This window comes from Bacillus coahuilensis m4-4 (assembly GCF_000171615.1).
Classification (GTDB): Bacteria; Bacillota; Bacilli; order Bacillales; family Bacillaceae_K; genus Bacillus_T; species Bacillus_T coahuilensis.
Genome location: NZ_ABFU01000021.3, coordinates 25,843 through 47,969 on the forward strand (window position 1 = coordinate 25,843; position 22,127 = coordinate 47,969).

Annotated in this window: 19 protein-coding genes and 9 pseudogenes; 16 read left to right on the forward strand and 12 right to left on the reverse strand. The window is 36.8% G+C overall.

What is annotated here, in order from left to right; translation table 11 throughout:
* Window positions 1-106: 106 nt before the first annotated feature.
* A complete protein-coding gene (locus M44_RS05145) occupies window positions 107-1,456 on the reverse strand; it encodes an MATE family efflux transporter (RefSeq protein WP_010171511.1) in 1,350 nt (449 codons plus the stop codon).
* Between the two features lie 264 nt (window positions 1,457-1,720).
* Window positions 1,721-3,485, reverse strand: a pseudogene (locus M44_RS05150) (alpha-glycosidase).
* 293 nt (window positions 3,486-3,778) lie between these two features.
* Here M44_RS05150 and M44_RS05155 point away from each other — a divergent pair.
* From M44_RS05155 to M44_RS20515, 5 genes and pseudogenes are all read left to right on the forward strand, one after another.
* Window positions 3,779-5,059 (forward strand): extracellular solute-binding protein, encoded by a 1,281-nt coding sequence (locus M44_RS05155; RefSeq protein ID WP_010171514.1) that lies wholly within the window; start codon window positions 3,779-3,781, stop codon window positions 5,057-5,059.
* Window positions 5,060-5,192: 133 nt separating this feature from the next.
* A pseudogene (locus tag M44_RS20505) lies at window positions 5,193-6,475 on the forward strand (carbohydrate ABC transporter permease).
* Window position 6,476: 1 nt separating this feature from the next.
* A complete protein-coding gene (locus tag M44_RS05165) occupies window positions 6,477-7,319 on the forward strand; it encodes a sugar ABC transporter permease (protein WP_010171516.1) in 843 nt (280 codons plus the stop codon).
* A 26-nt stretch (window positions 7,320-7,345) separates the two neighbouring features.
* A pseudogene (locus M44_RS20510) lies at window positions 7,346-8,891 on the forward strand (alpha-amylase family glycosyl hydrolase).
* A 24-nt stretch (window positions 8,892-8,915) separates the two neighbouring features.
* Window positions 8,916-9,953: pseudogene (locus M44_RS20515) on the forward strand (LacI family DNA-binding transcriptional regulator).
* 36 nt (window positions 9,954-9,989) lie between these two features.
* Here M44_RS20515 and M44_RS20520 read toward each other — a convergent pair.
* From M44_RS20520 to M44_RS20525, 3 genes and pseudogenes are all read right to left on the reverse strand, one after another.
* A pseudogene (locus tag M44_RS20520) lies at window positions 9,990-10,842 on the reverse strand (SDR family oxidoreductase).
* A gap of 208 nt (window positions 10,843-11,050) precedes the next feature.
* A complete protein-coding gene (locus M44_RS25945) occupies window positions 11,051-11,182 on the reverse strand; it encodes a DUF3941 domain-containing protein (RefSeq protein ID WP_010171525.1) in 132 nt (43 codons plus the stop codon).
* Window positions 11,183-11,236: 54 nt separating this feature from the next.
* A pseudogene (locus M44_RS20525) lies at window positions 11,237-12,090 on the reverse strand (DegV family protein).
* Between the two features lie 126 nt (window positions 12,091-12,216).
* Here M44_RS20525 and M44_RS20530 point away from each other — a divergent pair.
* Window positions 12,217-13,071: pseudogene (locus M44_RS20530) on the forward strand (YitT family protein).
* Between the two features lie 61 nt (window positions 13,072-13,132).
* On the opposite strand, the gene M44_RS05200 reads toward M44_RS20530, so the two are convergent.
* The 3 genes and pseudogenes from M44_RS05200 to M44_RS20535 form a co-directional block, all read right to left on the reverse strand.
* Entirely contained in the window at window positions 13,133-13,336 is a 204-nt protein-coding gene (locus M44_RS05200; protein WP_010171527.1) for a DUF3813 domain-containing protein, read from the reverse strand.
* A 2-nt stretch (window positions 13,337-13,338) separates the two neighbouring features.
* Window positions 13,339-13,491, reverse strand: a complete 153-nt coding sequence (locus M44_RS27485; RefSeq protein ID WP_010171529.1) for a hypothetical protein — start codon at window positions 13,489-13,491, stop codon at window positions 13,339-13,341.
* Window positions 13,492-13,594: 103 nt separating this feature from the next.
* A pseudogene (locus tag M44_RS20535) lies at window positions 13,595-14,402 on the reverse strand (Cof-type HAD-IIB family hydrolase).
* A 120-nt stretch (window positions 14,403-14,522) separates the two neighbouring features.
* On the opposite strand from M44_RS20535, the pseudogene M44_RS20540 reads away from it, so the two are divergent.
* Both M44_RS20540 and M44_RS05220 read left to right on the forward strand, forming a co-directional pair.
* A pseudogene (locus M44_RS20540) lies at window positions 14,523-15,285 on the forward strand (alpha/beta fold hydrolase).
* 60 nt (window positions 15,286-15,345) lie between these two features.
* Window positions 15,346-15,654 (forward strand): metal-sulfur cluster assembly factor, encoded by a 309-nt coding sequence (locus M44_RS05220; RefSeq protein ID WP_010171535.1) that lies wholly within the window; start codon window positions 15,346-15,348, stop codon window positions 15,652-15,654.
* A gap of 54 nt (window positions 15,655-15,708) precedes the next feature.
* Here the strand turns inward: M44_RS05220 and M44_RS05225 are convergent, their stop codons facing one another.
* Both M44_RS05225 and M44_RS05230 read right to left on the reverse strand, forming a co-directional pair.
* Complete coding sequence (locus tag M44_RS05225) at window positions 15,709-16,401, reverse strand: Crp/Fnr family transcriptional regulator (protein ID WP_010171537.1); 693 nt, start codon at window positions 16,399-16,401, stop codon at window positions 15,709-15,711.
* Window positions 16,402-16,430: 29 nt separating this feature from the next.
* Entirely contained in the window at window positions 16,431-17,246 is an 816-nt protein-coding gene (locus tag M44_RS05230; protein ID WP_010171539.1) for an undecaprenyl-diphosphate phosphatase, read from the reverse strand.
* A gap of 127 nt (window positions 17,247-17,373) precedes the next feature.
* On the opposite strand from M44_RS05230, the gene M44_RS05235 reads away from it, so the two are divergent.
* A complete protein-coding gene (locus M44_RS05235; protein ID WP_010171542.1) occupies window positions 17,374-17,553 on the forward strand; it encodes a YjzC family protein in 180 nt (59 codons plus the stop codon).
* Window positions 17,554-17,598: 45 nt separating this feature from the next.
* Here M44_RS05235 and M44_RS05240 read toward each other — a convergent pair whose 3' ends face one another.
* Entirely contained in the window at window positions 17,599-17,793 is a 195-nt protein-coding gene (locus M44_RS05240; protein WP_010171544.1) for a DUF2929 family protein, read from the reverse strand.
* Window positions 17,794-18,337: 544 nt separating this feature from the next.
* On the opposite strand from M44_RS05240, the gene M44_RS26815 reads away from it, so the two are divergent.
* The 6 genes from M44_RS26815 (at window position 18,338) to M44_RS05265 (ending at window position 20,756) form a co-directional block, all read left to right on the forward strand.
* Window positions 18,338-18,475 carry a hypothetical protein gene (locus tag M44_RS26815; RefSeq protein ID WP_010171546.1) on the forward strand — a complete coding sequence of 46 codons (138 nt, stop codon included), beginning with the start codon at window positions 18,338-18,340 and terminating at the stop codon, window positions 18,473-18,475.
* 100 nt (window positions 18,476-18,575) lie between these two features.
* Window positions 18,576-18,767: a hypothetical protein gene (locus M44_RS24795; protein WP_010171547.1), complete on the forward strand. Its 192-nt coding sequence runs from the start codon at window positions 18,576-18,578 to the stop codon at window positions 18,765-18,767.
* Between the two features lie 16 nt (window positions 18,768-18,783).
* Window positions 18,784-19,497: a hypothetical protein gene (locus M44_RS05255; RefSeq protein ID WP_059282420.1), complete on the forward strand. Its 714-nt coding sequence runs from the start codon at window positions 18,784-18,786 to the stop codon at window positions 19,495-19,497.
* Window positions 19,498-19,600: 103 nt separating this feature from the next.
* Window positions 19,601-19,834, forward strand: a complete 234-nt coding sequence (locus M44_RS27850) for a hypothetical protein (RefSeq protein WP_237705211.1) — start codon at window positions 19,601-19,603, stop codon at window positions 19,832-19,834.
* Between the two features lie 8 nt (window positions 19,835-19,842).
* Window positions 19,843-20,565 carry a BMP family ABC transporter substrate-binding protein gene (locus tag M44_RS20550; RefSeq protein WP_337444036.1) on the forward strand — a complete coding sequence of 241 codons (723 nt, stop codon included), beginning with the start codon at window positions 19,843-19,845 and terminating at the stop codon, window positions 20,563-20,565.
* A 2-nt stretch (window positions 20,566-20,567) separates the two neighbouring features.
* Window positions 20,568-20,756 carry a ComZ family protein gene (locus tag M44_RS05265; RefSeq protein ID WP_010171551.1) on the forward strand — a complete coding sequence of 63 codons (189 nt, stop codon included), beginning with the start codon at window positions 20,568-20,570 and terminating at the stop codon, window positions 20,754-20,756.
* A 45-nt stretch (window positions 20,757-20,801) separates the two neighbouring features.
* Here M44_RS05265 and M44_RS05270 read toward each other — a convergent pair whose 3' ends face one another.
* A complete protein-coding gene (locus M44_RS05270) occupies window positions 20,802-21,026 on the reverse strand; it encodes a hypothetical protein (RefSeq protein ID WP_010171553.1) in 225 nt (74 codons plus the stop codon).
* Window positions 21,027-21,188: 162 nt separating this feature from the next.
* Between M44_RS05270 and M44_RS05275 the strand changes: the two genes are divergently transcribed.
* Window positions 21,189-22,121, forward strand: a complete 933-nt coding sequence (locus M44_RS05275; protein WP_010171555.1) for a beta-ketoacyl-ACP synthase III — start codon at window positions 21,189-21,191, stop codon at window positions 22,119-22,121.
* The last annotated feature ends 6 nt before the right edge of the window (window positions 22,122-22,127 follow it).

Sequence of the window (22,127 nt, forward strand, 5' to 3'; positions counted from 1 at the left end):
TCATATGCTGAATTTTTAAAAAGTTCAAGTGTAAATATTAATGAAAACGCTTTAATGTTAGAAAAGTTAACATGAAATAAAAAATGCACCTAAATTTAGGTGCATTTTACAAAGAGCTACCGTGGACGAATGATTTTTCTGCCCATTTTTTATTGCGCCAGCGAATTACCATTAGGATACCTCGAATCCACTCATCTAAAAGGAATGAAATCCAAATACCTATTAGCCCTAATCCTAAAACAATGCCTAATAGGTAGGACAGCAAGACGCTCACTCCCCACATGGAAGCAATCCCTACATAAACTGGAAATCGTACATCACCAGCTGCTCGAAGTGAATTGATGATGACAAGATTAGTACTTCTTCCTGGCTCTAAAAATGCGTTAATAAGAAGGAGAGTGCCTCCTAAAGCGATAATTTTTTCATTATTCGTAAATAGTGAGAATAAATCTGATGAAAATAGAACAAAGGATGCAGCGATGACAATGGTAGTAAAGATGGCAATTTTTAAGCTTTTAATCCCACGCCTATAGGCATCCTCGTATTTACCAGCCCCAATTTGATGACCGATTAAAATTTGAGTTCCTTGGCTCAAGGCAATACTAAACATAAAAATAAAAAGAGTGATATTTTGGGTGTATACTTTGGTTGTTAGGGCTTCAGTTCCTAAACTATTAACAAAAATCGTAATGACAAACTGTGATGCGCTATAAGAAAGTTGTTCTCCAGCAGAAGGAATCCCTATTTGCAAAAGATTCTTGAGGTGGTCTTTTGGGACTATTTTTAATATAGAAAAAGGTAGAGTATAGTCTAATCTTTTTAGCAAAACGATAAAGGAAACAATTAACCCGATTAGTCTACTACCAGCTGTTGAAATGGCAACACCTTCAACACCGAGGACGGGTAACCCAAAAGGTCCAAAAATAAAAAAATAGTTTCCTATAATATTAAGAATGTTCATGCCAATCGTGATATACATCGCATCTTTAGTGAATCCATAGCTTCGTAAAATGGCTCCATTTGTCATGATTAATGCTTGAATAAAGGCAAATCCACCAACAATCTTAAGATACTTAGAGGCTTCTTCCATCAGCTCGCTTTGTAAATTCATAAGAGATAAGAGGTGAGAGGATAACGCAAAGAGCCCTATACTCAGCATTAGTCCTATTGCAAGATTGGCAGCTAGTGACGTAACGGCAATTTCTTTTGCTGTTCGGTCCTTATTTGCCCCTAAATTTTGAGAAATGAGAATAGAGGTTCCAGTTGTAATAAAACCGAACATAACAATGATTAAATATAAGATGGAGTTTGATACTCCGACGGCAGCTACCGAGTCATCAGAATATTGGCTAAGCATAAGGGTGTCAGCATTTCCCATTAACATGTGCAAAAATACTTCAATAAAAATGGGCCATGTAAGGGAAAAAAGGGTTAATTTTTTGGCTGTATTACTCATAATGTGAACTCCTTTAGTCAATCAAGATCCAAAAAAAGCATGTAATAAGAAGGCTTTGATGCATAGTAATTTTGATATAAGCTAATATCCAGCGGTGAATTTGGAGAAAATGCGTCAGCCTATTCGACAAGGCTCCAACTAAGCCTACGTAGAGAAATCATTTTGCGGAAATTAGCAGCGTTGTTTAACAGAATAAAAAAGAAAAAAGGTGAGTACATGAATGTGGAGAACATTTCATGTATCACCTGACTAACTCATTTAGCTTTATTCTTCAAAAGCTAGTATCGTAAATCCGTATGGTGGTAATTGTTCAATTAACGAGCTTGCTTCTGCGGCGTATTCCTTTTCTGTCCAAAGATTCTTGATTAACTTTCCTTTTAAGTTAAAAGGAATTTTGTATTCTTGGTCCAAAGAAGAAGTGTTCATTAACATTAAAATGGTTGTTCGTCCATCCGTCTTAGTATAGCCTATCACATGTTCATGTTGGTCGGGATTTAAAAATGTGAAAGTACCTTCATTACCAAGAAGTGGAACTTCTTTTCTTAATCGTAATAAGGTTTGCACATGTGTGAATAGATCCAAATCTTGTTCACTCTCGTCCCAAGGCATACATTTACGGCAGCCTGGATCTTGTTCGCCAGTTAATCCTATCTCGTCTCCATAATAAATACAAGGTGTCCCGATAAATGTTAATAAAAAGTTGAAAATTTGTTTTAATCGGTTTTTATCTTCCCCTGCTTCCGTTAAGACTCTAGGAGTATCATGACTTCCGATTAAATTAAATTGAACCGCATTAACAGTGGAAGGATACATATGATTAACCGTTGTCATATTCCAAACAAATTCCTTTGCTGTAATAGACTGCTTTGCAAATAAATTTAATAAATTTGTTGTAAATGGATAGTTCATAACCGCATCAAATTGATCTCCGTGTAACCAAGGCATAGAATCGTGCCAAATTTCTCCTAAGATATATAATTCGGGCTTAATAGATCGCACCTCGGTTCTGAAATCTCTCCAGAATTGGTGGTCCACTTCGTTTGCAACATCAAGTCTCCACCCATCAATGTTAAACTCTCTTACCCAGTAACGACCTACTTCTAATAAATATTCCCGCACCTCATGGTTTTGAGTATTTAACTTTGGCATCTGTGGAACGAATCCAAACGTATCATAATTTGGAATGTCGTCTGTTTTTAAAGGAAACTCATGTGTGTGGAACCAGTTTTTATACTTAGAATTCTCACCATTTTCCAATACATCCTGGAATTGTGGGAAGTAAAAGCCGCTATGGTTAAATACTGCATCAAGCATTACTTTTATTCCTTGTTCATGACAGGTGTTTACTAATTCTACTAAATCTTCTTTTGTACCAAACTGAGGGTCGATTTCCATGTAATCGATTGTATCGTATTTATGATTAGAATATGCTTTAAAAATAGGAGTGAAATAGATTCCACTAATGCCTAATCTTTTTAAGTATGGAATTTTTTCAATTACACCTTTTAGATCTCCGCCGAAGAAGTTTTCGGGTGTTGGTGCTGCTCCTCCCCATGGTAATGTACCTTCAGGATCATTAGATTGATCACCATTAGCAAATCGTTCAGGGAATATTTGATACCAAACCGTATCTTTCACCCAATTTGGAGCATCAAACACATCATTTGGATGTAAAAATGGGAAACAGAAATAGTAAGCTACATCATCCCATGGAGCTGCCCCAAACCCTTTATCACCTAGATAGATGGTTTCGTCCTCATCTTCTAATTTAAAGCCGTATCGCAATCTTCTAAACTCAGGTTTTATAGAAACAAACCAATACTCATATAAGGCATCTGTGCCGCTAACAGTCATCGGGATAGAGGAATGTATCCATTTTCCGTCTTTCCAATCATATGGGTCTCCATGTAATAATGAAACGTTTGTCACATCATTTTTTTTTGTTTCGGATTCTAATATGTAGAGTATCTTTAGTGCAAGCGTATGCATAATTATCTTTCGGACGGTGATAAATCGCTTCTTTTAGCATAAGATGTAGCCTCCTTTTTTAATTCCCCTAAAGCTTATTCAATAAAGAACACAATGTCAATCAATAGATACAAATGTGTCAAAAGTGTAAAAACGATTACAAAAAATCTAGTATTCTATAATTTTTTTCTAAAAAACTATTGATTAACGTTTGAATGTAAGTATAATGAAAGTAGGTTGTGCAATCGTTTTCACAGAAAATGAAAGCGTTACAAAAAAGGGCTTACATATTCTCTCTACGAATTGCTCAATTTATATGAAGAATATACTTATACTTTTGGGAGGGGTCTTGAAATGAAAAAGACGTTAACATTATTCATGGCATTCTTGTTAATGATTGGTGTGCTTGCTGCATGTGGTCCTCAAGATGAGGAAACAACAGATGAAGGCACAACAAACGAAGGTACAGAAACAACAGAAGCTGATAAGCCTGAAAAGCTTATTGTATGGGAAGACCAAGAGAAAAGTGGTTGGTTAGAAAAAGTAGCAGCTGATTTCACAGCTGAATACGGTATCGAAATTGAATTTAAAGAAGTAGAAATGGCTACAAAAATGAAAGAGCAACTTCGTCTTGACGGTCCTGCTGGAACAGGTCCTGACGTATTAACTCTTCCACATGACCAAATTGGTGAAAATGCCCTTGCAGGTCATATTGCTCCATTAACTGTAGACCAAGAAGTGTTAGATCGTTTTACAGAGTCTTCAGTCACTGCTCAAACATTTGACGGGACTCTATACGGATTACCAAAATCTTCAGAAACTCCAGTTTTAGTATACAACAAAGCTTTACTTTCTGAAGCTCCAGCATCTATGGATGATCTATATGAAATCGCTAAAAATCCTGGTGATGCAGAATACGGTTTCTTAGCATTATGGGATAACTTCTATTTCGCTCACGGTCCAATTGGTGGATTTGGCGGATATGTATTTGAAAATGTTGATGGCGCTCTTGATGCATCTGCGTTAGGATTAAACAATGAAGGTGCAGTAGAAGGAATTTCTTACATTCAAAAATGGTATGAAGAAGGTTTATTCCCAAGTGGAATCGTCGGTGAAAACGGTGGCTCTGCAATGGACGGATTATTCAATGAAGGTAAAGTTGCAGCTGTAATGAATGGACCATGGTCTTTCCAAAGCTATAAAGATGCTGGAATTGATATCGGTATGGCAGCACTTCCAACATTACCAAACGGTGAACATATGCAAACATTCATGGGTGTTAAAGGATGGCACGTATCTGGTTATTCTGAAAACCAAGAATGGGCAACTAAATTTGTAGAATTCATCACAAGTGATGAAAACTCTCTATATCGCTTTGAACAAACTCAAGAGGTTCCGACTAACCTTGCGTTAATCGATGATCCTACAATTGCTGAAAATGAAGGTGCTAAAGCAGTAGCTGAGCAATCTCAACACGCTACTCCAATGCCAAACATTCCTGAAATGGGAGAAGTTTGGGGCCCAATGGCTGATGCTTTACAAACAGTTGTAACTGGTAAAGCTGCGCCTCAAGAAGCTGCTGATACTGCAGTAGATCAAATTCAACAAAACATTCAAGCGAACCATTCAAACTAAATGAAAGTGATAGCGGTGCTTCAGTGCTGCTATCCCTTTTCTTTTCAAACGTTTTGTGAAAGAAAATACATTTTTCTTTCACAAAGCTTTTGAAAGCTTAAAAAATTAGATGTAGTAGAAAGGGGAATTTAGGATGGCTGACGTATCCTATCAATCCAATCATCGAAAAACAGCACTGGCCCTTTCCCTAGTACCAGGTTTAGGACAACTTTACAACAAGCAATTCTTAAAAGGAGGAGCATTCCTCGTCCTTACAGCTGCGTTTTTCATTGTTTTCTTAGACACTTTAAACATGGGGCTCTGGGGGTTAGTTACTCTAGGAGAAAAACACCACGAGATCATTCTGTCTTCTTATTAGTTGAAGGTATTCTTTCTGTCATAATCATTATGTTCGGATTGTTATTCTACGGATTAAATTTAAACGATGCATACAAAAATGGTGAGAAAAGAGACAGAGGAGAAAAATTAAGTACGATTCGTGAACAGTATCGCAACCTTGTGGATAGTGGATTCCCGTATCTAATCATTTCACCAGGGTTTCTATTACTTACATTTGTTGTTATTTTCCCGATTATCTTTGTAATACTGTTAGCTTTTACGAACTATGATCTATACCATTCTCCACCGGCAAAATTAGTGGACTGGGTAGCATTTAAAAACTTTGTAGATATCTTCAATATTCCTATTTGGCGTGAAACATTCTTTAGTGTACTTGCTTGGACATTAGTATGGACATTTGGTGCAACTACTTCTCAAGTAGCACTAGGAATTTTCTTAGCCATTATCGTTAATCAAAAAGATCTAAAAGGTAAACGATTAATCCGTACTGTATTTATCTTACCTTGGGCGGTTCCAGCATTCGTTTCAATTCTTGTATTTGCTGGAATGTTCAATGAATCGTTCGGTACGATTAACAATGACATTTTGGCATTTTTGGGAATTGAGCCCGTTTCTTGGATGACTGAACCGATGTACACTCGAATCGCTCTAATCGGAATTCAAGCGTGGTTAGGATTTCCATTCATTTTCGCTATGACGACTGGTGTACTGCAATCGATTCCAGAAGAGTTATACGAAGCAGCAACTGTAGATGGTGCCTCTGCATTCCAAAAATTTAAGAATATCACGTTGCCGTTAGTGTTATTTGCTACAGCACCAATTCTTATTACTCAATTTACATTCAACTTTAACAACTTCAATATTATTTACTTATTTAATGGTGGTGGACCTGCTCTTCCAGGAACAAATGCAGGCGGAACAGATATCTTAATCTCTTGGATTTACAGTCTGACAATGACATCTGCACAATATTCGAAAGCAGCCGCTATCACATTAATACTTTCTGCTATTGTTATTACAGTAGCGCTATGGCAGTTTAGAAGAACGAACTCATTCCAAGAAGAGGATATGATGTAATATGAATATTAAGACACAGAGAACAATTAGACTGACACTATCCTACCTAGTCATTGGTATCATGTTTATGATCATCCTCTATCCACTTGCATGGATAGTAGGATCATCGTTTAATCCAGGTCAAAGCTTATCTGGTTCCAGTATTATTCCTGAAAATGCTACGTTAAAGCATTATAAAGAGTTATTTGACACGAGCCAATCTAACTATTTGACCTGGTATTGGAACTCCTTAAAAGTAAGTATACTTACGATGCTATTCACAGTCATTTCTGTTAGTTTAACGGCTTATGCGTTTTCTCGTTATCGCTTTGTTGGTCGTAAGAACGGTTTATTAACATTCTTAATCCTGCAAATGATTCCAAACTTTGCAGCATTAATCGCAATTTTCGTCCTTGCCTTACAAACAGGCTTGCTAGATACTCATTTAGGGCTTATCCTAGTGTATGTAGGTGGACAAATTCCGATGAACACATGGTTGATGAAAGGGTACCTTGATACGATTCCAAAAGAGCTTGATGAATCAGCAAAAATGGACGGAGCTGGGCATTTACGAATTTTCTTCCAAATTGTAATGCCGCTTGCAACACCGATTATTTCGGTTGTAGCATTGTTCTCATTCATTTCTCCATTTGCTGACTTTATCTTAGCAAGTATCTTACTTCGTTCAGAAGACAAGTATACACTTCCTGTAGGACTGTATGATCTTGTAGCAAAACAATTTGGAGCAGAGTTTACAACATTTGCAGCTGGCTCCGTATTAATCGCATTGCCAATTGCATTACTATTCTTGTACTTCCAAAAGTATTTCGTTTCCGGATTAACAGCTGGTGGTACAAAAGGTTAATATTGAACAATAGAGGAGGAGCGGTGATGAAAAATAGAGTGTTGGCACTCATTTTAATCCCGTTTCTTCTTTTTTATTCAGCAGAACCCATACTTGCTGATGAAAAAGAAGAAAGAATGTGGCAGGATGAATCCATATATTTTATAATGGTGGATCGATTTGCTAACGGGGATTCAACAAATGATTTAGATAGTGATATTACAGACCCTAGGGCCTACCAAGGGGGAGATTTTAAAGGGATCAATGAAAAACTTGATTATATTCAAGATATGGGCTTTACAGCCATTTGGTTAACACCTGTGTTTGATAACATGGAAAAAGGTTACCACGGGTATTGGATTAACGACTTTTATAACACGGATGAGCATTTTGGAACGTTGGATGAGTTTAAGAATCTGGTAGAGGAAGCACATAGTCGTGACATGAAAGTCATATTAGATTTTGTTGTGAATCATGTCGGATATGACCATCCTTGGCTTGAAGACCCATCAAAGCAAGATTGGTTCCACGAGGATATTGGTGCTGTGAATTGGTCGGATCCTGAATCCTATCAGAATGGATGGATATACGGATTACCTGACTTAAATACAGAAAATGAAGAAGTAAAAGAGTATATATTTGATGCTGCAAAATGGTGGATTGAAGAAACAAATATTGATGGGTACCGTTTAGATACTGTTCGTCACGTTCCTCAAGAATTTTGGTCAGAGTTTTCGAATGAAGTGAAATCAGTTAAGGATAACTTTTATTTAATCGGTGAAATCTTTGACAAAGACCCACGTGGAATTGAGGCTTACACAGGCCTAGGGATTGATGGATTTGTTGATTTTCCGTTAAATGAGGAGTTGCGTTCAGTATTTCAACATGTCGATGTCTCAATGGACCGACTTCCAAACTACTGGAAGTACAGCGAAACGTTTTATGAAGATCCTTATCTCATGGGGAACTTTATTGATAACCATGATATGAGTCGATTCACAATGCTAGCGGAGCAAAATAATATGTTTCCTCCAACTAGATGGAAGCAGGCAATCACTTATATGTATACGATTCCTGGAATTCCCATTGTGTATTATGGGTCTGAAATTGCTTTAAACGGTGGGGAAGATCCAGATAACCGACGTCTTATGAATTTCAATACGGATGAAGAGCTAATTGAATACATTGGTGACGTTGGACAGCTACGTCAAGAATTACCTGCATTAACTAGAGGGACAATTGAACTTCTAGGAGAAGATAAAGGTATGCTTGTGTATAAAAGAGAATATGAGGATGAGACGATTGTCGTTGCCATCAATGATAGCAGTGAAACTAAGACGATTGTCGTCGATGCTTCAAGCCTAGAAAATAAAAAAGAAACTTAAAGGGTTATTAAATGGTGACTTTATAAGAGAAAATAATGGTGAATACTCGATTACATTAGATAGAGAAACATCAGAAATTTACGCTCTAACAGAGAAATCTGGTATCAATATCAGATTTATATTGGCGCTCGCTGCGGTTTATATTGTCTTTTTAGGGTTTATGTATATGGCTTGGAAGCGCGGTAAGAAGAGAAAGTCAGAGCAGTAGGTTTACAATACAGGGGGAAATATGATGGGGGTTACTATTAAGGATGTTGCAAAATTAGCAAATGTTGCACCTTCAACAGTTTCACGGGTGATTGCTAATAATCCAAGAATTAGTGATAAAACAAAGCAAAAGGTAAGAGAGGCAATGGATGAATTAGGATATCACCCTAACTTTATAGCGAGAAGTTTAGCTAATCAATCTACAAAGGTTATTGGATTAGTGTTACCTAGTTCAGGTGATGTGTTTTTCAAAACCCATTTTCCCTACCGTTTTGAGGGGTTTAAGCGAAGGGGCTCATGAGAAAAACTTTGCTCTTCAGATCACAACAGGACAAACCGATGAAGAAATTTTAGATGGGGTTGTTCAAATGGTTCAAGGAAGAAGAGTGGATGGGGTTATCTTACTATATTCAAGAGTTAATGACCAAATTGTTTCATATCTTTTAGAGAGAGATTTTCCGTTTGTTGTCATTGGAAAACCATTTAAACATGAAGACAGAATCACACACGTTGACAATGATAACTTTTCTGCGACGAAAGAAGCTACACAGCATCTTATTCGACTCGGTCATGAGAGAATCGCCTTTATAGGTGGAGATTTAGAGCTGGTCGTAACATTAGAACGTCTTTTAGGTTACGAAAAAGCTTTAGAATCAATTGGAGTTGAAATAAATAATTCTTACATTGTGCATGAGCCATTCTTAGAAGAAGGTGGGGTAGAAGCGGTAAAGAAATTAATGAATTTAGTTTCTCCTCCAACAGCTATGATTGTCACCGATGATTTAATGGCTCTAGGCGTAATTAAAAAAATTAAAACGAACATCAATACAAGGTACCAAGGGACATATCTATTGTAAGCTTTAATAATGTGTTGTTTGGAGAACTATCACGGCCACAATTGACGTCAGTTGATATCAATATCTTTGAACTTGGCTATCAAGCTTCCAAAGCTTTAATTGATATATTAGAAACTCCAAATCAAGAAGCAAGAAGAATTTCTGTACCACATACCATTGTGGTGCGCCAATCTTGTCAGTCTCTTGGTGAGTATGTTGGGTTATAAGGTTAAAAAGGCTGCCTAAAAGGGGCAGCCTTTTTATTATCCATTTACAATGACTCCACCATTTATATGAATAATTTGTCCAGTAGTATAAGAAGATTCATCGCTAGCTAAATGAACATATGCAGGAGCAAGCTCAAATGGTTGACCAGCCCGTCCCATTGGCGTTGTGCTACCAAATGATTGTACTTTCTCAGAATCAAAAGTAGATGGTATTAAAGGTGTCCATATAGGACCAGGAGCAACGCCATTCACTCGAATTCCATCTTTAGCAAGCTGCATGGATAAGGATCGAGTAAAAGTTGTAATTGCGCCTTTTGTTGATGAATAATCGAGCAAAGTTTCATGACCTTTATAAGCAGTGATGCTCGTTGTATTTATAATGGATGCACCTCTTGGTAAATGTGGAAGAGCTGCTTTAGTAATGTAAAAGAAGGAGAAAATATTTGTTCTAAACGTTCTTTCTAGCTGTTCTGATGTAATCTCTAAAATACTTTCTTTTGGATGCTGCTCTCCTGCATTATTAACTAAAATATCTAATTTTCCTAGTTCATTTATGGTTTGGCTAACTACTTGCTGACAGAATGTTTCTTCACCTAAATCTCCAGAAAATAATACACATCTTTGACCGATGGCTTCTATTTCTTTTTTTGTTACTTTGAGCATCTTCATGCTCTTCCAAATAAGCAATGGCAATATCTGCCCCCTCTTTTGCATAATAAAGAGCAACAGACTTCCCGATTCCACTATCACCACCAGATATTAAAGCCACTTTTCCCTTTAGCTTGTCACTGCCTAGATAGTTGTCGTCTACATATTTAGGCTGTGGGTGCATATCTTCAGTGGTTCCTGGCTGATGATCTTGATGCTGAGGTGGAAAGGTTTGTTTTATTTTTTGACTGAGACATTTTACTCACTCCTATTGATTATTCTTGAGATAGTTTTCTACACAGGGAAGAAAAGCATACTCGTTACTGCACTATTTACCCAAATGATAAAAATGTAATCTTCAAGAAGTCACCAATACATGTTTAACCAAGGGAAGTTTGGGTCATAAAAATGGTATAGAAAAAGACCCTATCATGAGGGTCTCTGTTTAATTATAAATGATCTGTTTTTTTAGAATATTGATGTTTACCCTTTTTGCGGTTGGCCTCTTTCATCATATTTTTCTCATGATGAAGGGCATTATTATCACGTGCTTTTTTATCATTATCAGAAGTATGTGGCATATGATTCTCCTCCTTATGACTAGTGTGTGTAGTCATAAGAAAGATATTCTATGGTTACCGTTTATTTAAGAAGAATATGGCGAGTGTTCCTGGTCCTGAATGTGACCCTACTGCACTTCCTATCATGTTGATTTCAAATTCAGTTGTCTGGAAGCGTTCTTGAATTAACGTTTTCATTTCTTGAGCTAATTCTTCGTGATCACCATGACTAATCCCAATGGTTTGTTGATCAAGGTTCGAGCCTCTCTCTTCCATTAAGTCAAGTATACGAGCAAGCAACTTTTTTTGCCTCGTAGCTTTTCGAGTGGAATTAACTTTCCGTCTTCAACATGAAGAAGAGGTTTGATATTTAATAGTCCACCTACGAAGGCAGATGCTTTGCTAACTCTTCCGCCTTTAGCTAAGTAATCGAGGTCTTCAACAGTAAATAAATGCTCCATAGAGTTGGCGTGCTCCTTAGCTAGTTCGACGATCTCTTCTTTAGGAAGGTTAGAGTTTATAGCTTTTAATGCTTCTTTTACAACTAATCCATAGCCAAGAGATGCACATTTCGAGTCAATAATCGTAAGGTCTAAGGTAGGAAGGGTTTCCTTTACTTGGTCACGTATCATGACGGCTGTTTGATATGTGCCTGAAAGCTCTGAAGAAAAAGCAATGTATATCCCTGATTTTCCTGACTCGGCAAGCTGTGTGAATTTTTCTTCAAGTAAAACTGGAGAGGCTTGAGATGTTTTCGGTACTTCTCCACTTCTGATTTCCTTATAAAGTTCTTTTGCATCAATTCCAATAAGATCTTCATATTCATTACCTTTAATATGCACTTTAAGTGGAATGAGCTCTAGCTCTTCTTGTGAAAAATAAGATGCATGTAAGTCACATGCACTATCAGCAAATAATTGGATTTTCATAAACGTTCACCCTCAATATTCAAAAGTCTTACTTTAAATATTACAGATTTCTTTTGTTTTTGTACAATCAAATAATATGTTTTAATGGAAAACGTACAGAATAATGAAGATTGGAGGAGTTTTGCCATGTCAAGAGATGTATTTATTATTGAAGCAAAGAAAATCGTGATTGTTATTATTGGCGCTATATTTGGAGCAACAGCCTTAAATTTATTCTTAATTCCAGCTAACGTTTTTGCAAGTGGATTCACAGGTATTGCTCAGCTTTTATCAGGTTTACTTTCTACCTATACATCCGTTCATGTATCGACGGGTATATTATTTTTCCTGTTAAATATTCCGGTTACAATTCTAGGATGGGTGAAAGTAGGGAAAGGTTTTACGATTTATAGTTTTATTTCCGTTTTTGCTACAACGTTCTTTTTAGAAGTCATTCCAGTAGTAGAGCTTTCTCCAGACATCTTATTAAATGCCGTGTTTGGTGGAGTAATAGGAGCCTTAGGAGTCGGATTAACCTTAAAATGGGGGCTTCCACGGGTGGAATGGATATTGTCGCAATGGTTCTATCAAGAATGAAGGATCGGCCAGTTGGAGCTTATTTGTTTCTATTAAATGGATTGATTATTGTGACCGCGGGGTTTCTTTATGACTGGGAACAAGCTTTATACACCTTAGTTGCCTTATACGTTTCTACACGAGTGATTGACGCCATACATACGAGACATGAAAAGCTAACGGCCATGATCATCACAAAGAAGTCACAAGAGCTTACTGATGCTATACATGGGAAATTAGTGCGCGGTATCACTACCGTACCGGCAAAAGGAGGTTTTACAAAAGAAGCCAAAGAAATGATGATTGTCGTGATAACCCGATATGAACTGTATGATTTAGAGCATATAATTAAAGACGTTGATCCACAAGCTTTTACAAATATCGTTGAAACAGCAGGGATTTTCGGTATTTTTTAGAAAAGATTAATACATGAGGGTATTCCTAAAGAATCATTTTAGGAATACCCTTTATAAATCTAAAATCTATTTTAAGGCTCAGTTATTTCTAATAACTGTCCTTGTAGCTGTCGTAATTGACGTTGTTCGTAGACGTTGCAATTAGCATAAGCAGAAGACAGCGCGTTTTTTGCCTTAGCTATGGAAGCTTTTATTTCCATATCTGAACCAAATTCCACCGTATGCTTTGCCTCTTCAACGAATTGTCGAGCTTGTCGAAACAAAGGGTTAGACATGATTAATTTCCTCCTAAAGAGGAGTCGTGCACATTTTGCAATTTAAGTGCTTCTGCTTCAGCGTACGTTAAATGATAAGGAATTTTCTCATCATGCTTATTCACAGTCACTTTACCTTGTTGAACAAATCTTTTAGATTTATTACTTTTTGCCAATGTGATCACTCCCCACCTAGTCGTAGAAGATATTGAATCTTCCTTAACTAGTATGAACAATGTAGAGGAAGTTTAATGGTTGTAACAATTGGATAAGCATCCATTATAAATTAAATTTTTTCTCTAAAAACACCGCAATTCCATCTTCTTCATTTGATAAAGTTATTTCGTTGGCAAGTTCCTTTAATTTATCTATGGCATTTCCCATGGCTACACCAATACCGGCATATTCAATCATTTCTAAATCATTATCCTCATCTCCAAATGCAATAACATTAGCAGCAGGGATATCAAGATCTTTGGCGACGATGTCAATTCCTTTGGCTTTATGTAAGCCTGCTTTTACAATTTCAATAACATGCCAAGGTGCAGCCCATCTTCTATGGTCAATAACTTCTGCATGAACAGAGCTTAAATGTTCTCTGATGCTTGGAACATGTGTATCATCTGCGTGAATGAGAAGGGAAGTGGGGTGGTCTGTTAAAATGGATCGTAAGTCACCAGTCTCAATGGAAGGCTCTCCAAAAAGAAAAAATCTCAATCAAACGTTCATCATGATAATGAAAATATACATCATCAATTACTTCTGCAATAATATTGAAGAAAGAAAATTTATGACAAGCTTCAATAATGGACAACGCTACATCTAAATCCATTGGTTCATGAAAAGGACCCCAATCATTTTGTAAGGGGTGGTGAACAAAAGCCCCATTAAAATTTACGATAGGTGTATGTAAGTTTAATTCTTGATAATACATGTCGCTTGCTCTGTAAGGTCTTCCGGTTGCAATCATTACCTCATGACCTTTTTCCATTACTTGTTGTAACGCTTTTTTTGTTCTAGGTGAAATCTTTTTTTCATCTGTTAATAAGGTCCCGTCTAAATCTAATACAATTAAATGCTTGTCCATATTTGTCTCCTTTACCTATATGCCTTACTCTTAGTGTAGAGACATAAAACTATTCTGTCTACTTGTTACCACTTTTTTGTTAATAAGAGTACAATGAGTCAGTGTAGAGGAGGAATAAAAATGATAGGAATTGAACGAAACAAATGGGGTCAAGTCCCATTCTTAGAAGTTGTAGATTTTTCTTTACGGAATGAAGCGGCTCCTTTCGTTATTTTTATACATGGATTTACAAGTGCTAAGGAACATAATTTGCCGTATGCGTATTATTTAGCAGAAAAGGGCTACCGTGTACTTTTACCTGATACTCTTTACCATGGAGAAAGGCAAATAGGGCTATCAGAAATTCAGCTAGGCTTTAGATTTTGGGAGATTGTCATCCAAACCATTAAAGAATTAGAAATACTACAAAAAAAAGTATAATGAACTAAGAAAAATAGAGAACGGAAGAATTGGAATAGCGGGAACTTCTATGGGAGGGATCGTAACATTAGGGGCATTAACTCAATACTCTTGGATAAAAGCGGCCGTTTCGTTAATGGGTAGTCCCGCTCCTGTAGAGTTTGCAGAAAAACAAGTAGAATGGGTAAAGGAAAACGACTCATTGCCACTGGATGATAAAGATGTAAGCGACTTACTTTCTACCTTAAGAACCTTTGATTTGTCTTTACAGCCCGAATTACTGAACAATAGACCGTTAATGTTATGGCATGGGAAAAAAGATCAAGTGGTGCCCTTTCAACCAACGTATAACTTTTATGCAACGATATATCCTACATATGATCAAAAAGAGCATATCTATTTTATGGTGGATGAAGAAGGAGAGCATAAAGTACCACGGCCAGCTATTTTAAAAACTGTAGAATGGTTTTGTCGACATATTTAAGCGGACTTTTTGGAGTCTGTGACAAAAATTTGTTACACTAGAAGAGAAGGAGTGAGTGGAATGGATCAAGACTTAAAAGATAATATGATGGGCGCATTGGAACAAGTTGTTGACCCTGAACTTGGTATAGATATCGTCAATCTTGGATTAGTTTATGATGTAGAATTAAACGACGAGGGGTTAGCTGTTGTGACGATGACGCTAACTTCTATGGGCTGTCCTTTAGCTGGTACCATTGTCGATCAAGTGAAAATTGCTCTTAAGGACATACCTGAAGTGAAGGATACTGAAGTAAACATTGTATGGAATCCGCCTTGGAGCCGAGATAAGATGAGTCGTTATGCAAAAATAGCACTAGGTATTCGTTAATCGAAAAGAGGAGGTTCCAGTATAGAACCTCCTCTTTCTATTTCCAAAAGAAACTTAGTGTATTTGACAAACTTCAATCGGACAATCCTCACATTCAATACTATCCTTTAAAAATTGTAGTCGATGTAAGGTTACATATCCTTTCTCAAGGGAAAGAACACCTTCTTTTTTTAATTCATTCAGAAGTCGATTCACTACTTCCCTTGAGGTACCACAAAAATTGGCTAACTCCTGATTGGTAAGAGGTAAATCAATTACTATACCATCTGGAGTTGCTTTCCCGTAAGAATTCGCTAACCGAATAATGGTTGAATAGAGAGCTCCTTTTTTACCATGTAAAATGAGATCTCTAAATTTCGTTTCATTACGACGATTTTGAAGCTGTACCCACTTTAGCCATTCAATCGTCAACTCAGGATTTCTGGCAAGTTTTTGCTCAAAAATACTCTTTGGTAAAGAATAAACCGTACAATTTTCAAGAGCTTTGCAGTTCATTGAATGAGTGGACGTTCCGCAAAAAAGTGTAAAATCACCGATTACATCTCCTTCAGACGTCATTCGCAAAGAAATCTCTCGACCATCCGGTATAACTTTGCTAATTTGCATTCTGCCCTGCTGAAGAAAATATACTTCATTAGCTGTCGAACCCTCACGAAACAGAAAACTCCCTTTTACAACGGATCGTTTATGATTTTCATCAGTAAAAAAGTTGCGGATGTTAGAATGGAGTTGCTCTTCAAATCTCATTTTTTCCATCCCCTTATAAATGTGCCTAATTATACAAACAGTAAAACAGCTAAGCCTACGATGAAACAATAATAGGCAAAGTATTTAAGGTTTCCGCGCTGCATTATGTTCATAAACCATTTCAAACTATAATAAGAAGCAATTAAAGATCCAATAAAACCTAAGGTATATGGAATCCATAATTCACTTATTGTATTACTTTCTAGTATATCAGAAACACTCTTCGCTGTTACCCCTAAACTAATGGGTATAAATAAGAGGAAAGAAAAACGTAAAGCGGTCTCTTGTTTCATCCCCAGTGCCATAGCCGCAACAATGGTAGCTCCAGAACGACTGATTCCAGGCATAAGGGCAACAGCCTGTCCTAATCCAACAATGATCGCATCTTTCATTGACAGATCACCATCACGTTTTTTTCCTTTCATATTGCGGATATACCAAAGTCCAATACCTGTAATAATGAGTGTGGCACCCACAAACTTAATATTATTAAATGTTTCTTCAATCAGGTCTCCAAACAGCACACCTATAACTCCAGCTGGTATTGTACCTATGATTAAGTAAAGGATAAAATCAAAATCCTTTTTGTTTTCTTCCGTTTTCTTTGATAAATAACCCAATCCATTTCGGACTAACCTCAAGATATCTTCACGATATATCAGTAAAACAGCGAATAATGAAGCTGTATTCACAATAATTTCAAAAGTTAGACCTTCTAAATCGAGATCAAAGAAATGTTGAGCTAATTTTAAATGGCCACTTGAAGAAATGGGGATCGGCTCGGTAAAGCCTTGGAAGATTCCTAAAAACAAATATTTCAGTAACTCTACTACTTCAGCACTCATGTATTGCCCTCCAAAATTTGATTTCCACCTTTAAATGTACCATGATTTTAAACATATGTGTGAAAATAATTAGTGAATGGAAAAAGGAAAATGTGAAAGGATAAAAAGTAACGAAGGAGGGTTTGAAATGGGGCAATCTAGACAATTTAAATCTGGTCAAAAAGCACCGAATAATGGTCTTTACATTGAGATTGGAGAAACAGGAAGTGGAGTGAAAAATCCAAGAAAGGTGAAAATGAAAGCGGGAGATCGATTTCCAGAAAATTCAAATGATGACCGTTACTGGTCATATATGCCGAAGCCTTAAATGAAAAAGAGTGATCCCAGCATTGGGGTCACTCTTTTATAGTTTTTAATGCTTTTCAACAGGTTCTGAAGGAAGAATAGATGTTACAATAAAAATGAATACAGTAGCAATAACTGCCATAATCGTACCAACACCAAAATTAAATGCATCCCCTGCCATCGAACTTGTTACATATGTCGTCATTTGCACAAGTACAAAGGTACCAAAAAAATAGTAAAGAAATATTTCATTGATAACCACCTCATTCTGTCTATGTAATTTATAAGTAGTATTCGTAAGTTTACGCTTAATATCTTACCATAGGTGGCCTTATTTATAAAAGCTTTTCTGAAAGAGTTTTCACCAGGGATGAGTAGAAATTTTTAAGCATAATGGGCGATTGACTTATCAAAGAGATGAGAGTCAACATACACTACCATAGCGCCGAACGTAAAGAAGGATCATTATCTAGATTTGAAGGAGAGTTTAGAATGAGAAACCGAACTTTCAATTAGAAAAGGAATGGTGCAGAATACTTTACCCCAAAAAGCCTAATGGTTTTGCTGTTCTCATAATCGCCGATCAAAATCACTATGTAGATCAGAACACAGATTTTTGGACAGAGCATATTTCAAGACAGCAACTTGTCGAGGATTTATTAAGCAAGGGATACTATATATTTTATTCTAACCTTTATGGGAACCATTGGGGAAGTCCTAAAGCTATTTCACTGCTAAAGCTACTCATCCATCATGTGAAAAAAAGTGAGATCATAAATAATCGCATCCACATCATTGCGGAAGGAATGGGTTCTATTACAGTTGAAAAGCTTACTAAAACGTCTGCTAAAGATATCCGTTCCATCGTTTTTATAAACCCATGTTTATCATTAAAAGAACATATTCAACAAGAAGAAGAGAAGAAGTTTTTCAGAAAAAATTAATGAAAGAATTGTCCCAGTCATATGAGTTTGATGAAAAGCATTACGAAGCATTTAAGAATGGATTAAAAAGAAAAATCCATTCTATTTAGAAAGCTTGAAAGTGCCAATTTGTTTTATTCATTGGATTGGTTCTACCCGTTATATTTCACAAGATTTACTCATAAAGAATATATATAATCGTCGAGTAGAAGGAGAGTACCAAACGAAAATGGTATATGTTTTACCTGAAAAAAGGTTTACGTCCAACCAAATGATTGTAAGTTTCTTGGAAGAATATGAAGGTGAACTATAAAAAAGGGGGAGATCAAATGAGTCTTGCGGTTGTCTATCCAGTTTGTAGCTTTATCGGTTTTGCTGTGTGCAAAGAATTATTGGAAAATGGGTATGAGACCGTTGGTGTAGGACTAGGGATAGAACCTTCAGATCGTTGGTTAGAAATAGGTAGAAATGCTAATGCAAGGTATGTTGGACTAGAAGAATTTACAGGAGAAGAAGAGTGTCGTCATATCTTTATTGATTTATATCGCCATCGAGATTTTGATTTCATAACAAACTCATTAAAAGAGTTTCCTATAAATAAACAGGCCATTGTTCATTATATCCTCCCCATTACTTCTCCTCATAGTGTATGTCGATCTGAACAATCTCAACTTATTCTTTTGCCAACAGTGTATGGACCATACCAGCCTGAAGAGTTTTTATATCAAAGCATAATAAGGGGAAATGAACCCACCCCAAACCTTATAGATGACCCCGACAACCTTTTGTATATAGATGATGTTGCCACCCATATTGTACAATCCATGTATAAACGGGGAGATTTTTCGATGATTTCAACTGAAAAACAGGAATGGGAGAAAGGGTTAGAAATTTTAAACAGGTCCCCATTACGATTTTCGTCACTGAATAAAAGACATATTTGCCAAAACGCATGTATCACAATTCTTCCAATCACTCCAACTATGGACATTCAAGAAGGGTTAAATAAACAAATCCAAACAGCTGAAACAGATGGAATATAAATTCCTTTTCATACAAGAGAAAAAAAGGTAGAATAATAATATAGTTTAATTGAATTCTTGTACAAGCAAATGATTGTGCACGACAGAAGGAGAGTCTCTAAATATGAGTAAAAGACTTGGCATCATAACAATACTATTTTTCAGTATGAGCCTATTTCCTGCCTGTTCTAACACCTCTATTCAAACAACGGAACCATGGAAAGTGGGGTTAATTGTACCTGATACGATTAGTGATCAGGTTTGGGGTACTAAGGGTTACAAAGGATTACTAACGATTCAATCTACATACAATGTCGACGTTTTTTTGAAGAAGGAATACGTTCGAAAGAAGGAGTAATCACTACAATTAGAGAGTTTCAATCGAATGGAGTGACGTTAGTTTTCGGTCATGATTCCTCGTATAGTAGTATATTTAATGAAATTGCCGAAGATTTTCCGACCATCCATTTTGTCAGTTTTAATGGAAATGCAACGGAGTCGAATACCACTAGCTTAAACTTCGAGTCCTATGCTATGGGCTATTTTGGAGACATGACTGCAGCGTATGGTTCTGATACAGGACATTTGGGTGTCATTGGTGCTTACGATTGGCAACCTGAGATCAAAGGATTTGTTGACGGCTCAAAGTTCCAGAATAAAGACAGCGTAGTTCACGTTAAGTACATAAATGACTGGGATGATAAGGATAAGGCTATATTAGCTTTAGATAATCTTATGAGAGAAAACGTGGATGTTGTGTATCCAGCGGGAGATGGGTATAATGTTACCGTAATCGAGCAATTAAAGAATCAAGGGCTATATGCCATTGGATTTGTCTCGGATCAATGGGATTTAGGAGAAAATACAGTTCTAACGAGCACCGTTCAAAACGTTGAAACATTATATAAAGAAGCTGCTAAGCTTTATTCACAAGAGAATCTGCCTGCTGGGAATTTATTTTTTGATTTTCAAGAAGATGCCATTATGCTTGGAAAGTTTAGCCCATTAATTGATGAGGACTTCCAAAATCAACTGAATGTCTATATTCAAAAATATGTAGAAACAGGAAAATTGCCTGAGGAGGAATAATCATGAAACAAGATCGCTCACTAGAATTTATGCAAGTAGCCATGAAGTATTTACCAGAAGCTAAGCGAAAAATGGATGCATCTGGTATTGAATTTTCAATGGAAATGATGCAACCATTTATGGAGCTATTCACAAAAGTAATGAATGAGGCTTACGCGCTTGGATATGAGGATGGACAAAAAGATAAGTAAAAAGATGAGGGTGTCCCAATAGTATAACTGGGAGCACCTTCTTTTTTATTCTTTTAAAAACCATTTTTTCACTGTGGGGTACCACTGTTCAAATAAGGGAGAAAGTCCTTCAATTGATTCATAAAGGTCCGCTAAGTGTTTCATTAAATCATCGTCTTGACCATTTTCAACGTTTTCTGGTTCGTGAGGAATGAATGTCTCTGATTCTCTACCGCTTTCTCTAAATAAAAATTGATCAAAGGGATGTGGCTTTCGTTCTTTTTGGTCCATAAGAATAACTCCTTTTTAACAGTGTATGACCGTTAATGATTTTGGACTAGACGAATAAACAATTTGCAAAAGAGTGATGTTTCGGATAAAATTAGTACCAAGTCATAATAATAAATAATAGTATCTAGGTTTATATATAGGCTGGAGAAAGGGGTTGGAGAGATGAAAGCAGGTATAATAGGTGTAGGGAAATACGTGCCTAACCAAGTAGTGACCAACCAAGATTTAGAACAGAGAATGGATACAACAGATGAGTGGATTAGAACAAGAACAGGAATTGAACAACGACATATTGCCACAGATGAGGAAAATACATCCCATTTAGCTTTTGGAGCTGCTAAAGCAGCTATCGAAGATGCTGGAATATCAGCAAACGATATTGAAATGATACTAGTAGCCACTGTAACACCTGATCAGCCCTTCCCATCAGTCTCGTGTATGTTACAAGAGCAGTTGGGAGCTAAGAATGCAGCTGCGATGGACATTAGTGCTGCTTGTAGTGGGTTTATATATGCTTTGGCGACAGCTAAGCAATTTATTGAGGGTGGGGTATACAAAAATGTATTAATAGTAGGAGTAGAAAAGCTTTCAAAGATTGTTGACTGGGAAGACCGGAACACGGCCGTTTTATTTGGTGACGGTGCTGGTGCTGCTGTAATTGGACCTGTTTCAGAAGATCGAGGAATCTTAAGTTTTGAACTAGGATCAGATGGATCTGGAGGTAAGCACTTATACCAAGATCAATATGTTCAAATGAACGGTCGGGAAGTATTTAAATTTGCTGTTAGGCAAATGGGCGATAGTAGTGTGGCCGTTTTAGATAAGGCAGGATTAACGAAAGCCGATGTGGATTTCCTAATCCCACATCAGGCAAACATTCGGATTATGGAAGCAGCAAGACAACGCTTAGAGTTACCCGAAGAAAAAATGTCCAAGACCGTTCATAAATATGGCAATACATCAGCCGCGTCCATTCCAATTTCTTTAGTTGACGCATTATCAGAAGGGAAAATTAAAGACGACGATATCATTGTTATGGTAGGATTTGGTGGTGGCCTGACATGGGGCGCTATTACATTAAAATGGGGAAAATAATCTCTT

Coding starts and splice junctions, on each gene's coding strand:
- M44_RS05220 (WP_010171535.1), top strand. CDS start 15,346: ATGGATCAAGACTTAAAAGATAATATGATGGGCGCATTGGAACAAGTT.
- M44_RS05145 (WP_010171511.1), bottom strand. CDS start 1,456: ATGAGTAATACAGCCAAAAAATTAACCCTTTTTTCCCTTACATGGCCC.
- M44_RS05155 (WP_010171514.1), top strand. CDS start 3,779: ATGAAAAAGACGTTAACATTATTCATGGCATTCTTGTTAATGATTGGT.
- M44_RS26815 (WP_010171546.1), top strand. CDS start 18,338: ATGGGTTCTATTACAGTTGAAAAGCTTACTAAAACGTCTGCTAAAGAT.
- M44_RS05165 (WP_010171516.1), top strand. CDS start 6,477: ATGAATATTAAGACACAGAGAACAATTAGACTGACACTATCCTACCTA.
- M44_RS05235 (WP_010171542.1), top strand. CDS start 17,374: ATGGGGCAATCTAGACAATTTAAATCTGGTCAAAAAGCACCGAATAAT.
- M44_RS05255 (WP_059282420.1), top strand. CDS start 18,784: ATGAGTCTTGCGGTTGTCTATCCAGTTTGTAGCTTTATCGGTTTTGCT.
- M44_RS27850 (WP_237705211.1), top strand. CDS start 19,601: ATGAGTAAAAGACTTGGCATCATAACAATACTATTTTTCAGTATGAGC.
- M44_RS05225 (WP_010171537.1), bottom strand. CDS start 16,401: ATGAGATTTGAAGAGCAACTCCATTCTAACATCCGCAACTTTTTTACT.
- M44_RS05200 (WP_010171527.1), bottom strand. CDS start 13,336: ATGTCTAACCCTTTGTTTCGACAAGCTCGACAATTCGTTGAAGAGGCA.
- M44_RS05230 (WP_010171539.1), bottom strand. CDS start 17,246: ATGAGTGCTGAAGTAGTAGAGTTACTGAAATATTTGTTTTTAGGAATC.
- M44_RS25945 (WP_010171525.1), bottom strand. CDS start 11,182: ATGCCACATACTTCTGATAATGATAAAAAAGCACGTGATAATAATGCC.
- M44_RS05270 (WP_010171553.1), bottom strand. CDS start 21,026: ATGGACCAAAAAGAACGAAAGCCACATCCCTTTGATCAATTTTTATTT.
- M44_RS05265 (WP_010171551.1), top strand. CDS start 20,568: ATGAAACAAGATCGCTCACTAGAATTTATGCAAGTAGCCATGAAGTAT.
- M44_RS05275 (WP_010171555.1), top strand. CDS start 21,189: ATGAAAGCAGGTATAATAGGTGTAGGGAAATACGTGCCTAACCAAGTA.